General features: G+C 44.7%; 11 protein-coding genes. 6 read left to right on the top strand and 5 right to left on the bottom strand.

The window, feature by feature from the left end:
• Positions 1-188: 188 nt before the first annotated feature.
• Entirely contained in the window at positions 189-1,061 is an 873-nt protein-coding gene (locus tag B3763_RS00690; RefSeq protein ID WP_286742559.1) for a pirin family protein, read from the bottom strand.
• A gap of 224 nt (positions 1,062-1,285) precedes the next feature.
• On the opposite strand from B3763_RS00690, the gene B3763_RS00685 reads away from it, so the two are divergent.
• On the top strand, positions 1,286-2,380 hold the full coding sequence (locus B3763_RS00685) for an alkene reductase (protein WP_286742557.1): 1,095 nt from the start codon (positions 1,286-1,288) through the stop codon (positions 2,378-2,380).
• Positions 2,381-2,461: 81 nt separating this feature from the next.
• Here the strand turns inward: B3763_RS00685 and B3763_RS00680 are convergent, their stop codons facing one another.
• Both B3763_RS00680 and B3763_RS00675 read right to left on the bottom strand, forming a co-directional pair.
• Positions 2,462-2,854: a DUF1801 domain-containing protein gene (locus B3763_RS00680; protein WP_189631483.1), complete on the bottom strand. Its 393-nt coding sequence runs from the start codon at positions 2,852-2,854 to the stop codon at positions 2,462-2,464.
• A 26-nt stretch (positions 2,855-2,880) separates the two neighbouring features.
• Positions 2,881-3,450, bottom strand: a complete 570-nt coding sequence (locus B3763_RS00675; RefSeq protein WP_286742555.1) for a DUF4287 domain-containing protein — start codon at positions 3,448-3,450, stop codon at positions 2,881-2,883.
• 20 nt (positions 3,451-3,470) lie between these two features.
• Here B3763_RS00675 and B3763_RS00670 point away from each other — a divergent pair, with 20 nt between their 5' ends.
• Positions 3,471-4,649: a DegT/DnrJ/EryC1/StrS family aminotransferase gene (locus B3763_RS00670; RefSeq protein ID WP_286742553.1), complete on the top strand. Its 1,179-nt coding sequence runs from the start codon at positions 3,471-3,473 to the stop codon at positions 4,647-4,649.
• A gap of 54 nt (positions 4,650-4,703) precedes the next feature.
• Here the strand turns inward: B3763_RS00670 and B3763_RS00665 are convergent, their stop codons facing one another.
• Positions 4,704-7,391 (bottom strand): carboxypeptidase-like regulatory domain-containing protein, encoded by a 2,688-nt coding sequence (locus tag B3763_RS00665; protein WP_286742551.1) that lies wholly within the window; start codon positions 7,389-7,391, stop codon positions 4,704-4,706.
• Between the two features lie 34 nt (positions 7,392-7,425).
• Positions 7,426-8,286, bottom strand: coding sequence for a GLPGLI family protein (locus B3763_RS00660; RefSeq protein ID WP_286742549.1), 861 nt, complete (start codon positions 8,284-8,286; stop codon positions 7,426-7,428).
• Positions 8,287-8,403: 117 nt separating this feature from the next.
• Between B3763_RS00660 and B3763_RS00655 the strand changes: the two genes are divergently transcribed.
• From B3763_RS00655 to B3763_RS00640, 4 genes are all read left to right on the top strand, one after another.
• Positions 8,404-10,002, top strand: a complete 1,599-nt coding sequence (locus tag B3763_RS00655; protein ID WP_286742548.1) for a sensor histidine kinase — start codon at positions 8,404-8,406, stop codon at positions 10,000-10,002.
• Positions 9,989-10,666, top strand: a complete 678-nt coding sequence (locus B3763_RS00650) for a response regulator transcription factor (protein WP_286742546.1) — start codon at positions 9,989-9,991, stop codon at positions 10,664-10,666. The genes B3763_RS00655 and B3763_RS00650 overlap by 14 nt, the downstream gene beginning before the upstream one ends.
• 84 nt (positions 10,667-10,750) lie before the next feature.
• Positions 10,751-11,290 (top strand): hypothetical protein, encoded by a 540-nt coding sequence (locus B3763_RS00645; RefSeq protein WP_286742545.1) that lies wholly within the window; start codon positions 10,751-10,753, stop codon positions 11,288-11,290.
• Positions 11,291-11,386: 96 nt separating this feature from the next.
• Positions 11,387-13,792 (top strand): TonB-dependent receptor plug domain-containing protein, encoded by a 2,406-nt coding sequence (locus B3763_RS00640; protein WP_286742543.1) that lies wholly within the window; start codon positions 11,387-11,389, stop codon positions 13,790-13,792.
• The last annotated feature ends 290 nt before the right edge of the window (positions 13,793-14,082 follow it).

Genomic DNA, 14,082 nt, shown 5'->3' with positions numbered 1-14,082 from the left:
GATGTTTTAGCAGAGCAATTACTTTCTCAAGCGCTTCTTTAAGGTGAGGGTTATTGGTTCCTTCTGCTCGAACCTGTAGTTCTTCAATTACCAGGCTAAAATCTTTCATAAGCCGAATATCAATCAATTGATCTGGAGAACCTTTAGGCAACCAAAGGAACGGTATATAATGCGTCTGATTGAGTACATTATTCCGGCAAAGGGATGTAGTCTTTTTCGCCCTGAACCATTTTAAACTGCTTGTTTTTCCAGCGTAGTTTGGCTTGTTCAATCACACTTTTGTCAGAAGAGACGAAGTTCCAGTAAATGTACCGTTCTTCAGGAAATGCTTCCCCACCAAAAATCAACACCAAAGATCCCTTAGCCAGTGTTATGTGGCACATGTCTTCCTCTTTAGATACCAACATATTGCCTTTTTCAATACGCTCATTGCAGGCCAGAATGTGCCCCCTAACCACACATACGCCAATTTCGCCCTTAAGCTCACCACTAACTTGTAAAGAAGCTTCGTTGCTAGCTTCTACTTTTAGCATAAACAAAGAGGAGAATACTGGAACGGGCGACTGCCTTCCGAAGCCTTGTCCGGCAATAAGCTTAAACCGTAGGGAATCAGTTTGCCATTCGGGCAGTTCATGGCCGGGCGTGTATGAAAATTGCGGGTCTATCTGTTCTTTGTCTTTAGGTAGAGCCACCCAAATCTGGTACCCATGAATAGGAAATGTGCCACCATTTCGCTGATGATCCGGGCTTCTCTCGGTGTGCACAATGCCATGGCCGGCAGTCATCCAACCCACTGAACCGGCCGTTACCAACTGCTCTGTACCTAAAGAGTCGCGATGCATTATTTCACCTTCCAGTAAATAAGTAAGAGTAGAAAGACCAATGTGTGGATGTTGGCCTATATCCATATAATGACCATCCTGAATCAGAGAAGGCCCCATATGGTCGATGAATATGAAAGGCCCCACCATACGCTTTTTTCGAAAAGGAATAAGTCTCCCAACCATAAAGTCGCCAATGTCGCGGCTTCTTTCTTCAATAATTAACCCTGTGTTCGACATGACTTCAATTTAGCGATAGCCTATGGTAAAATGGCCAGAGCCAGAGCTTTTCTGTGAGAGCAAGCTGGAGTGTTGATGGAGTAAGAAAAAAGTAAAGAGATATCTGCCTGTATTACAGGAGCTTTAAAGGCGGTGGGGCAAAAAAGTCCCAATTCATGAAATCATATGTATGTACATGCTGTTGTGAGGGCTGATTGAGAAAATTAAAAGCAAACAAATAAGTAATGTCTAATTTATTTCAACCGTATGAAAAAGGAGCCCTGCACCTAAAAAACAGGGTGGTGATGGCTCCCATGACCAGGTCAAGAGCCATTGGCAATATGGCCAATGAGCTGATGGCTGAGTATTACGCTCAACGCGCAGAAGCCGGCCTTATAATTACCGAAGGAGCGTCTCCATCACCCAATGGTGTCGGTTATCCGCGAATTCCGGCTATTTACAACAAAGAGCAGGCTTCTTCGTGGAGGCAGGTTACCGATGCCGTTCATGAAAAGGGGAGCAAGATTTTCTTACAAATAATGCATACCGGGCGAGTTTCTCATGAGAAGAATCTTCCGAAAGGTGGCCGTGTATTGGCTCCTTCGGCCATAGGTGTAGAAGCTCCTTTCGACAAAATGTATGTGGATGGGGAGGGCATGCTGCCCATTTCTGAACCACAGGCAATGACCCTGGAAGAAGTAAAAAGCACCATAAAGGAATATGCCGAAACAGCCCGGCTGGCCGTGGAGGCGGGGTTTGATGGGGTAGAACTTCATGGAGCCAACGGATATTTGATCAACCAGTTTCTAAATCCAAAATCCAACCAGCGCACCGATGAGTATGGAGGAAGTGGCGAAAACAGGTCCAGATTTTTACTTGAGGTAACTAAAGCGACTATTGATGCTATTGGAAAAGATAAGGTGGGTGTGAGAATTTCTCCATACGGTGTGTTCAATAGTATGGGAGCATTCGAAGGCATAGATGCGCAATATGAATTTATTGCCAGACAACTCAACGCCATGGGTATTGCCTACTTACATATGGCCGATATGTCTGCCATGACCCAAGTTCCGGTTCCGGATTCTATTAAGCAAACGCTTAGGAGAGAGTTTTCCGGGACTCTGATTTTGAATGGAGCTTATGCAAAAGATTCTGCTCAGAAAGATATCGAGCAGGGCAAGGCCGACCTGATAGCCTTTGGGGTTCCTTTTATTGCCAACCCTGATTTGGTTACGCGCATGAAAGAAAACCTGCCACTGGCACAACCCGATCAGAGCACCTTTTATACCCCGGGAGCTCAGGGCTATACTACATATGCACCAGCTACAGTGAATGCCTAAAATGAATATTGCCCTCCACAGATTGGTTTTCCTAAAGAAGGATTGGCTCTTTGTGGAGTGGCAATGCTTACGAGTTCTTAATTACTTTGAGCGGTCTAAATCGGCCGCCTCGAACAACAGACCTCTCAGGGTTTCCAAATCTTCGGGAGTTAGCTTTTTATAAGTTCTGGTTCTTACATATTTGCGTTTTCCTGAGGTCAGGTAGGTTTGGTCAGAAAGTAAATGACCCTGTGCAAACCCAAACTGTACACCTTCGAATGTACCGCCCCATGGCACGGAACCCGGCCAAATAAAGCATATGGTTTTTCGCGCTCTAAAGAACGGAACATTATAGCTTAGTTTTTCTTTCACTTCCGGAATACACTCATACACCAGGTTTCTCAGGGTGTTGACAAGGCTCAGCTCTTCTTCCGGTAAAAACGCAAACAGATCGTCTAAATCTTGAAATGCTATGGGTTGAAACTTGTTGGGCATTGGGAGGAGATTTGTCGGGCAAGCCCCTAAAGATTTGCTTCGTAAGCTCTTTGAAACCACGCCTGCAAACCCTCAAGGTCTTCTACCTGCTGAATTCTGATGCGGTGGGTGACCATACTATTCCAGCTTCCGGCAGCTTCAATCTTACCTTCGGGCTCAATCCCTTTTAGGTTAAGGCCAATATCTAAGCGTATTTTTGTGCTTGGCTGCAGAAGAGCAAATTGCTTTTTGGGAGTGCGCAGGCTGATATAGGTTTTTTTGTAGGCAAACTCTACCTCGCCCTTAAGTGCTTTGAACAAATTTTTTACTGTGTAAAAGAGGGGGGCAATATCTTCTTTACCTTTTAAAAGTTCCCGGTCTAGCGAATCATCAGAGGCGGTTTGTTTCTCTAGCAACTCGGGCTTCAGGTAAAGCTGTGCAATGGTGTTTGCAAAACCATGGCTCACACCATACTCGCCTTTCAAAAGCTTCATTATCTCTCCATGTTTGCCAAGCGCTGCTTTATGGAGCACGGCCTTCCACTCTTCAAGTGTTTTTCCGGTTTTCTCAGCCATATTGGCAATCATGGTTTGCAACATTTCTTCAGGACTAGCCATAGTTACTATGTGTTAAATGAATGTCTAATTTAATAATAGTGCCCATAGCAGAGACTGCTCTCAGGAGTATTTTTCTTTATCTTTCAGCAATGAGAGTTCCCTATTTAGATTTAAAACCCATTCATGACTCGCTAAGGGAAGAGCTTGACGGAGCTTATCGTCAGGTTATGGATGAGTCGTATTTTGTGCATGGTAGTGCCGTCACCAATTTTGAAAAGGCTTTTGCTCAAAAGCTGGGGGTTGAACATTGCCTGGCCGTTGGCAATTGCACAGACGCGCTTTTTATAGTACTCAAGATGCTGGGTGTTGGTCAGGGGCATGAAGTGTTGGTTCCGGCCATGACCTGGATTTCAGATGCCGAGGTGGTTTCTAACCTTGGAGCGGTACCGGTGTTTGTGGATGTTGATGCAGAAACTTACTGCATTGATGTGGCACAACTCGAAGAAAAGATTACCCCGCGTACAAAAGCCATTGTGCCGGTACACCTCTATGGTCAAATGGCCAATATGGATTCTCTTATGAAGGTGGCCGAGGCTCATGGACTTTGGGTGGTTGAAGACTGTGCCCAGGCACACTTTGCCCAACAGAACAGTGCCATGGCAGGCACCATTGGCCATGCTGCAGTCTTTAGCTTTTATCCGACCAAGAACCTTGGGGCTTTGGGCGATGCCGGAGCGATTGTAACAAACGATAAGGCATTGTACACAGCTTGCCGAAAGATGGCCAACCACGGGGCTTTAGACAAACATGACCATGAGTTTGCAGGTGTGAACAGCCGCATGGACACCCTACAGGCGGCAGTGTTGAACATTAAATTGAAATATATTGATTGTTGGAATAAGGAGCGCAATGCGCTGGCCTTGCGCTATTTTAAGGGCTTAGAAGGTATTTCAGCTGTACAATTGCCCCATAAAGCCGATAACAATGAGCATGTATACCATGTCTTTCAAGTGTTAATAGAGCATCGTGATGATTTGAAGGCTTACTTAAAGGATTGCGGTGTTCAAACTCAGATCCACTATCCGAAGGCCCTGCCCTTTACCAAGGCCTACTCAACTGTAAATACAAAAGCAACCGACTTTCCGGTTGCCTTTAAACTTCAGAACCAAGCCCTTTCGCTGCCTGTTTATCCTGGCCTGGAACATGACCGGCAGGATTTTGTTATCGCTAAGATGACCGAGTTTTTTAATAGGAGTTAAACCGTTCTTCGCGAACCTCTGAGCTCAGATTTGGTTCGCAAAGAACAGTCATTTCTATAAGTCGTACATTACACTAAATACCCAGTAGCGCTTCTGAATAAAATATTCAAAGGTGCTAATGAGGCTCTCGCTAAAAGAGTCTCTTCGAATGCCTGTGGTATTCAACAGGTTCATTCCTTCTACCTTAAACTCCCAGGGAGAACCCTCTTTTCTATACCGCAATTCGGCATCGAGCAAATCGAAAGTCTGAGTGGGATTGGTAGAAGATACATAGCTATTATACTCGTAGTTGGCATTTAGGGTAAAGCCCTTAAGAAAACCAATCTCCAGGTTGCCAAATGGCTGATGGGTTTCAAACTGGCTGGTGGTATTCCTTGCCTCATAGTTGTTCAGAGCCAGGCTATATCCGAAATCGAGGTACAGCTTTTTAAAGAGTGTGGTTGTAATGGTGGCCTTGTAGCTTTGGTTGAAGCTAACGTTTTGATTAGGGGTGTCAGATATAATGTTATTGCTGGTGCTTCTACTCCAGTTGGCGCTCAGGTTGAACCGGAAAGCATCCAGTCGTTTGTCGAAACTTGCATAACCCGACATCACCTCATTGGCTGCATTAATGTTGATGGGCGAGTTTACCCGCTCCAGGTTGTTAAACTGCACAATGTTGCTCACATCATCCAGTCGTTTGGAATAATTGAGCCCGCCATACAGGTTTAGGAAGTTATACATGTTGAAGTTGAAGTAGCGAAGGTTCAGGCTATGGTAGAGACTGTTTTTGAGATCAGTGTTTCCCCGGAATAGCGAGTTGTAACTTCTCACCACAAGAGCCTCAGCAAAATTTTGCACATCTGTAAACTCTGCAGTTACGGCATAGTTGAGGTTGAGCGTATGAGAACTTCTAAACTGATAGCGGGCAGAGAAACCAGGGAGCAGCATAGTCTTGTCGAAACCGTTTTGTGAATCATTTTGGTTGTTCCACACCTTGTATCGGTGCAAGTTCAACGAAGGGCTCATTTCTAACGGACCGAACTTTGTTTTGTAAAGAATACCCAGATAATAGTCTTCAAAAGTATAGTCCACCAGATTTACCAGGTTGCTTTGACTAAACTCATTTACCGTGCCATCGTCCAACGTTTCGTACATGCTTGAATTGAGTGTTTGACTGGTTGAATTGCTACCCAGCTTAAAGTTTACGTGGTTTGTTTTGTTGAGAATGCGGTAATAATTGAGGGCAGACTCATACTTATTGGTAGCCACATACCTAAGCTGTGTGAGGTTGTAAGGGCTGTTGCCAGTCATCGGAATAATAGAAGCAAACGGCTGTCCTGAATTTACAAGGTTGTAAGTAGGGTCTTGTATTTCATGAGAATAGCTGCCTTCAAAAGACCATATGTCTTTGTTTGTTGCCGCCCAAAATGCCCTAAGTTGCTGTTGAATGCTGTAAGGTTCCTGTGTAGTGGCGGCATTAATGTCGTTCGACTGATTACCAAAAGTTGAGTTCTGAAAGTCGAGGTTTTCTATACTCGCCAAACGCCCAAAGCCACTATAGTCTACCTGCAGATTGGGGTTAGGCATGTATTTAATTCCATACTTGAACAAACCGGAAGTGCTCTCTACCTGCTGTTCGGAGGTTAGTAATTCGGTATTGTTGCCCGGCTGAAGCACATAGGTGCGTTGTGAGATAGACCCAAGCGTGTTGTCTACCCGAGATCCTATGGCGAAACCATTAATCTGCCATTTGTTAGAAGGGGTGAAATTGTAGTTGAGAGCCCCAAGTTCATTTTTTAGCGACTTGGCGTTGTTTCTTTCAGCCATTGGAATGCCCAGCTGATTGGATGTGGTTTGAATGGATGAGCCGGCACCTCTCGAAAAGCCCCCCAGTCCTCCGGAAAACCGGAAATAGTCACTCATACTGAAGGCCGGAATCCCCACGTTATTGGCATCGGCAATCAGGTTGATATTGGTTTTCTTGTCGTAGTAAAATGTGTTTACATGAGCCAGGTAACGCCCTTCAGGTCCGCCACCAAGTTTCAGGTCACCAAACACCATACTCTTTTTATCCTCCTTTAGTTGAATGTTCAGGGCAAGCTGTTCGCTGTTGTTTACCCCTCTCAGTGGGCTTATGTCATTGAAGTTCTGAAGAACCTGCACCCGATCTACCACGTTGGCCGGTAGGTTCTTGGTTGCCAGTTTGGTGTCTCCTTCAAAAAACTCCTTGCCATCAACCAAAACCTTATCTACACTTTTACCCTGCACTTTCACTCCTCCGTCTGCATCTACCTCAAACCCCGGCAGGTCTTTCAGTACATCGCCCAATTTTCGTTCGTTGCCTTGTGTAAAAACCTCGGCTTTGTAGGTAATCGTATCGCCCTGAATAAGCACCGGCATTTCACTCACCACCTCTACATCGCCCAACTGCTGGGCATCGGTAGTAAGGCCAATGCCAAAAGGGGTAGAGTTGCTTTCTTCTGCCTTATAGGTTCTTTCAAATGGCAGAAAGCCTATAAAGCTTACCTTAATGGTATACACCCTGTCTTTTTCCAGCGAGATTTTAAACTGCCCCTGAGGGTTAGTTACGGCAAAGGCCGCCATGGTTTTTTTTACCGTATCAATGGCAATTACATTGGCAAATTCCAGAGGTGCTCCCTGATCATCGCGAACCTCTCCACTAAAAATTACCTTTTGCTGACCATGCGCAATTGAAAATGCTCCCGCTAAAAGCACTACTAAAAGGACTAGCTTGTTCATATAATAAGTTTTTGACTTGGGCCTGGTGTTAGAATTAGTTGCCTCCTATTTTGAATTTCATTTCCCCCTTACCATTGCTGAACTTGGTGCCCATTTCTTCCATCTTGGCGTCCATTTCTGCCTGCAGCTCTGCACGGGTTACCTTTTTGCCCTTTGAAGGCTTTTTAATAACCACAGTTTCTTCAGGGTTAAGCACCACTTTTGTACATAAATAGGTGGTTGGGCCATCGGTAAGCTCCAGAATCAGCCCGGGTAAGCCCCAATAGTCGCCAGGTCCTTGCGATACCGGAATTTGTGGAGTATACCAGGCTACTACCTGCACGGTATCTGTTTTTATTTCGGCTTCAGATTTATCGTCTTTAGGCTTGTTAGAATTACTACTAAAAGAAATGACGCGGCTTTCGCGAATGTCGTTGTAAATGGCTTTGTAGGCTGTATAATTACCAATTTGTTTGGTTTCGTTGGTTATTTGCCATTCCCTACTTTCCAGTTCATCGTTCACCAGAAAAGGTTTATTGAATACTTCCGACTCCCGTAAATAAAGGTTTTCGGCTGTGTTTTTATAAGTAACCCCACTCATGTTACCCGCAATTCGAACAACCACACCGCCAGAGGAAGCCGAAGTAGGTCCACCATCCAGACTTTCCACTTCTTTCCAGACCGACTCGGTCAGGTTAAACTTGAGTTCGTATTCTTTCTGAAATTGCTTTTTTAATTGCTCCTTCAGCTTGGCTTCCATATCGGGGCTGGCACCCTCCAGTTTAACCCCGAAACCGTCCATCTTTCTAGACGACTGATAAGTGGCGTAGCCCTGGAAATTCTGAGCAAAAGCAGAAGTGCTCAGAAAAAACAGTATAGCAAAAAATAGATAAAGTGTTTTTATAGTCTTTTTCATAATACTTGAGTTTATCACTCTACAAATGAATATAGACGCTGTAAAACATTGAGTTAAGCAGTGTTAACGTGTGTTAAGCTCAAAATTGAAAGTGAGTTCTGTGTGTATATTTGCCTTGTGAACGCTCTGAAACTCAAACGTATAATTTATCTCATTACGGCCACAGCCATAATTACCATTGCTACGCAGGTGTATCGGAATGTTCAGAACTATGACCTGAACAAAGAGCGGTTTATTCAAGATATGCAACGGGCTCTGGATGTGAGCATAGACAGCTATTTTGCCGATCTGGTTCGGCAAGATATAATGTATAGGCGACTGGATACTAACGATACCCTTATGCCGGGTATCGTTTTTCGCGGAGCATGGACCTCTTCGTCAGACTCGGTTAGAAAAACCACCGACTGGTCTGTTTTTCTGGATTCCCTAAGTCTCCAGAAAGGCAAGCTCTCAAAAGTAGAGTTAGACTCACCCGTTAAGAAATTTGGTGTCTGGCAAAACATGGCCCATTCTTCTGTGGCTATCTCCGATAGTATTTTGTTTAGTCAATCGCATACAGGCAATGTAGAAATCAAGGTTACTGATAGTCTGGAGCAGATTAAGGGCTTTGCCAAAAAAATAATCATATCGTTAACCAATAGCAATTTGAATCTCGAAGCTCTGAAAAGCCACCTGCAAGACGAGTTGAACCGAAGAAATCTAAGGGTAAACCATGTGATGGTGCTTTACAAATCAGTGCCGATAGGGCTAGAGGTGGTTGAAAGCAGTAATAAAAATGGGGCGATTACATTCAATAGGCCTAAGGTTGACACACTACTATCAGAGCCTGTCGATGATCTGGAAAATTACCCGCTCGATGTGTTTTCCAAAAGCACATTTCTAACTAAAAATCAGCGGCTGCAATTGAGGTTCGAAAATGCCTCTCTGGCTATTCTTAAAAGAGGAGGGCTGGATTTACTCATTTCACTGGTTATCTCTTTTATGGTTATTGGCTCCCTGCTGTATCTCTACAGGGTGATCAGCGAGCAAAAGGAGTTGGCCGAGATAAAGAACGACCTGATTAGCAATATTACTCATGAGTTTAAAACCCCAATTGCTACTATTTCTACCGCTCTGGAAGGTATTTCGAATTTCAATGAAGCCAACGATCCGGTGAAAACCTCCAAGTATCTGGATATTTCAAAAGATCAGCTCGGCAAGCTGAATGGTATGGTAGAAAAACTACTCGAAACGGCTTCCTTGGATTCCGATGATCTTGAAATTTCGCTAGAGGAAGTAGAGGTTGTGCCTTTTACCCGGCAAATCTATGAACGCTATTACCTTATAAAAGGAGATAAAAAGCTGAGCTTTAAAACCGATTTGCTTGGCGAAACGGCTTTTATGGATGTGTTTCATATGGAAAATGCTATTGGCAACCTATTGGACAATGCCATTAAGTATGGAGGTAATCAGATAGAGTTGGAGCTTTCGGCCAGTACCGATAAAATAGCCTGGCGAGTGACAGACAACGGGGGGCACATTGGTAAGCAGGAGCAACAGCGCATATTCGATAAATTTTATCGTATACCCACGGGCAATGTTCACAACGTAAAAGGTTTTGGAATTGGTCTTTTCTATACCAAAAGCCTGGTAGAAAAACATAGCGGAGAGGTAACACTTAGTGTGCAGCCCGGTAAAACCACTTTTATAGTAGAAGTACCCCATGGCAAAGCATAAGATACTTTTGGCAGAAGATGAGGTAGCCCTGGGCACCATAGTGAAAGAAAGCCTCGAAACCAGAGGCTATGATGTAATCTATTGTGCCGATGGCGAAGAGGCCAGGCTCAAATATGAGCAAACCGGTCCGGAACTATTGGTGCTAGACGTAATGATGCCCAAAAAAGACGGATTTTCTCTGGTCAGGGAAATCAGGAAAAAGAACGACCGCATTCCCATTATTTTTCTAACCGCTAAGAGCCGTACAGAAGATGTGGTGGAGGGGTTTGGCTATGGGGCCAATGACTACCTAAAGAAGCCATTTTCTATGGAAGAGCTAATTGTGCGCATAAAGGCACTGCTCAGCCGACACGCAGGAGGTCAACCCTCAGAAGACGTATCCATAGGGCAGTACACTTTTAACTTTTCGAGACAAACACTGCGTTTTCAAGATCAGGAAGAGCAATTGACGCACCGCGAAGCCCAACTGCTCCATGAATTATACCTGCATAAAAACGACCTGACAGAAAGGACCCTAATACTCAACACCCTGTGGGGGAGTGATGACTTTTTTAATGCCCGAAGCATGGATGTGTTCATAACCAAGCTCCGGAAAAAGCTTAGCCAAGATACTTCCATTCAGATTCTAAACGTAAGAGGCTATGGATACAAGCTCATTTGCTGAGCTGCCCATTACAGTAATAAAGTGCCTCCTGTCACTCTCTGCTTATCAAATCAGTTATTCTTTCTTAGATTGTAAGCCTGTATAATGGCTACTCGAACCAGACAGTTTATTTCTGTAGCACTGCTCATGTGCTTTCTTGCCCCATTAGGGCTTAGCTATGCCATGCTTAAGCTCAAACAGTGGAAGTTGAGAGAAGACATTGAACATCAGATTCTGCTTGGGGTAGACAAAGGGGAGCTCATTCAGCTTACATTTACAGCTGAGCAGGCTGCTACGTTGAAATGGGAGCATGAGCGGGAGTTCGAATACCAGGGCCAGAGCTACGATGTAGTGGAAAAAGAAGAATTTGAAGGGAAAATTATCTACCACGTTTGGTGGGATAAGGCAGAAACCAAAATTAAGTACCAACTCGATCGCCTGGTGGCTATGGCCATGAAGCACGATCCTGATCAACAGCATAATCAGGTGCAAATAGAGCGTTTTCTCAAAGGCCTATATCATTCGGTTATAGTTTCAGACCTACCCATCGGCTTTGGTTTTCATATCCATGAAGCCATGCAAGCTCCGGTTTTTTATCGGTCAATCTGTTGGAGTCCTCCCGTTCCTCCACCCATCTATTGTTAAGCATTTCGGGTTTTTAAGGCAACCTCACAAAGAGGTTTGTTTTATCAGTTTTTCAGTCGGCAAGACTGAACATGTTTAACAATTCACTTTTTAATCATGAAGAAAACTATTCTTCTGGGCTGGCTGTGCCTGCTTTGTTGCGTAGCCAAAGCCCAGGTTTTAACCGTGGTAGACCAGGAAAGCGGTCTGCCATTGGAGCTGGCTGTTATTGTCAGCGAAAAGGACAATACCGTTCTCACCACCAATGCCAAAGGCCAGGCAGATATTGCCGCACTGGAGGGGGCAGAACTTATACAGATACGCATTTTAGGTTATGCCACAGCAGAGTATAGCTTCGAACAGTTGGAAGCTATGGGTTTTCAGCTAGGCCTTCGTCCTACTAGTCTTTCGCTCGATCAGTTTGTTGTTTCTGCTACCCGATGGAGTCAGTCTTCTGCAGAAGTGCCTCAAAAAGTAATTACTGTCACTCCAAGAGAGGTGGCTTTTCAGAACCCTCAAACAGCGGCCGATTTGCTTTCGGTTTCCGGCCAAATATATGTGCAAAAGAGCCAGCAGGGAGGAGGCAGCCCCATGATTCGTGGCTTTGCTACTAACCGCCTGCTCTACACGGTAGATGGTGTGCGAATGAATACCGCAATTTTTAGAAGTGGGAATATTCAAAATGTAATTTCGCTAGACCCGTTTGCCATAGAAAGTGCCGAAATTGCTTTTGGCCCTGGTTCGGTTATTTATGGTAGCGATGCCATTGGGGGAGTAATGAGTTTTCAGACACTCACCCCACAGTTATCTTTAACCGGTACCCCACAGATTAGCGGAAAAGCAGTTTTACGTTATGCTTCGGCCAACAACGAAATGACTGGCCATGTAGGCTTTATGTTGGGACTCAAAAAGTGGGCTTTTGCCACTAGCCTTAGTGCCAATGATTTCGATGACCTGAAAATGGGAAGTAACGGGCCTGACGATTACCTCAAAACCTACACGGTAGAAAGGAGAGGCAATGAGGATGTGGTGCTTACCAACTCCGACCCAAGGGTACAAAATCCGAGTGGTTATTCTCAGTTCAACATCACTCAAAAGGTAAGGTATAAACCCAGCCAATATTGGGACTTTCAATATGGGTTCCACTACTCAGAAACATCTGATTATGGCCGGTATGACCGGCACTTGAGAACACGCAATGGGGCGCCACGCTATGGAGAGTGGAGTTACGGGCCGCAAATCTGGATGATGAATAACCTAAGTGCCAGTCATCAGAGAAAATCCGGTTTGTATGATGCCGTTACGCTTAGACTCGCCTACCAGCATTTTGAAGAAAGCCGCAGAGACAGAAGCCTGAACAGTAATCAGCGATCGGTACGCGTAGAAAAAGTAGATGCTTATTCGGTAAATATTGACGCCAACAAGCGATTGAGTGACAAAAGTAAGCTGTTCTACGGGGTAGAGTGGGTGCTTAATGAAGTGAACTCTACCGGTTATGAGCAGAATATACAAGATGGCACTTCAACGGAAGGGCCCTCGCGGTACCCTCAGGCCGAATGGACATCGTATGCGGCATACATTACTCAGGAATACAGTCCTACGGATTACCTGACCTTTCAGGCAGGCCTGCGCTATAATCGTTTTGGAATAGATGCAACTTTCGATACCCGGTTCTATCCCTTCCCTTTCACGGAGGCCTCGCTGAACGAAGGGGCGTTGACAGGGAGTTTAGGGGCAATATTACGTCCAGATGCTACTTGGGTAGTTAGTGCCAACATGGCTTCTGGCTTCAGGTCGCCTAATGTAGACGATATGGGTAAAATATTCGATTCGGAGCCTGGAGCAGTGGTTGTGCCCAATCCTGACCTGAAGGCTGAAACTGCATACAATGCCGATATAGGCATTGCTAAAATATTCTCAGGAGTACTGAAGGTAGATGTAACGGCCTTTTATACCTACCTGGACAATGCGCTGGTCAGAAGAGATTTTACCCTCAATGGCATGACTGAAATAATGTATGACGGAGAGATGAGCAGGGTGCAGGCCATTCAAAACGCTGCCGCTGCTGAGGTCTACGGTTTTCAGTTGGGAGCAGAAGTAAAGCTACCGGTAGGTTTTAGTTTTAATACCATGTATAATTTTCAGCAAGGAGAGGAGGAGTTAGATGATGGCTCCAAAAGTCCATTGCGGCATGCAGCACCCGCTTTTGGCGTGAGCAGACTCAATTATCTGGGCAACAAATGGAGGCTTAGCCTCTATGCCAATTACCACGAGGAAGTGTCTTTCCATGAAATGCCCGATGATGAGAAAGGCAAAACAGAAATATATGCTGCCGATGAAAATGGTAACCCTTACGCACCTGCATGGTACACGCTCAATTTTAAAGCGCAATACAGTTTCAACGATGTGCTAACGGTGACTACAGGTGTAGAAAACATTACAGACCAACGTTACAGGCCATATAGTTCAGGTATTTCAGCTCCCGGCCGAAACTTTATGATTTCATTGCGGGCAAATTTTTAATACCCAGGCCACATGGCATTGTCCAATGGGCGAGCAAGGATGTTTACACAAACCCTTGCTTGCCCATTTTTGCTTTTTGGACTGCAGTTTTAAGAATCAGGGTGTTATATGGTCTTATTATCAGTGAGTTATGGGTGGATGACTCCTGGTTTTATCCAAAATTCCGACTAGCTGGTAAAAGCCTCTAATGGGATGGTTATCGTTTCAAATGTGGATTTATTGTCCGTGAGGGTATTTTTTTGCACTCAGAACTTCGTAAGTGGCTACCAAAAAAAACCTTTTCACACTCA

The sequence above is a fragment of the Roseivirga sp. UBA1976 genome, from assembly GCF_002336325.1.
GTDB classification, from domain to species: domain Bacteria; phylum Bacteroidota; class Bacteroidia; order Cytophagales; family Cyclobacteriaceae; genus Roseivirga; species Roseivirga thermotolerans.
This window is presented reverse-complemented; position numbering and strand designations above follow the sequence as displayed.

Coding starts and splice junctions, on each gene's coding strand:
- B3763_RS00645 (WP_286742545.1), top strand. CDS start 10,751: ATGGCTACTCGAACCAGACAGTTTATTTCTGTAGCACTGCTCATGTGC.
- B3763_RS00650 (WP_286742546.1), top strand. CDS start 9,989: ATGGCAAAGCATAAGATACTTTTGGCAGAAGATGAGGTAGCCCTGGGC.
- B3763_RS00665 (WP_286742551.1), bottom strand. CDS start 7,391: ATGAACAAGCTAGTCCTTTTAGTAGTGCTTTTAGCGGGAGCATTTTCA.
- B3763_RS00685 (WP_286742557.1), top strand. CDS start 1,286: ATGTCTAATTTATTTCAACCGTATGAAAAAGGAGCCCTGCACCTAAAA.
- B3763_RS00660 (WP_286742549.1), bottom strand. CDS start 8,286: ATGAAAAAGACTATAAAAACACTTTATCTATTTTTTGCTATACTGTTT.
- B3763_RS00640 (WP_286742543.1), top strand. CDS start 11,387: ATGAAGAAAACTATTCTTCTGGGCTGGCTGTGCCTGCTTTGTTGCGTA.
- B3763_RS00670 (WP_286742553.1), top strand. CDS start 3,471: ATGTCTAATTTAATAATAGTGCCCATAGCAGAGACTGCTCTCAGGAGT.
- B3763_RS00680 (WP_189631483.1), bottom strand. CDS start 2,854: ATGCCCAACAAGTTTCAACCCATAGCATTTCAAGATTTAGACGATCTG.
- B3763_RS00690 (WP_286742559.1), bottom strand. CDS start 1,061: ATGTCGAACACAGGGTTAATTATTGAAGAAAGAAGCCGCGACATTGGC.
- B3763_RS00675 (WP_286742555.1), bottom strand. CDS start 3,450: ATGGCTAGTCCTGAAGAAATGTTGCAAACCATGATTGCCAATATGGCT.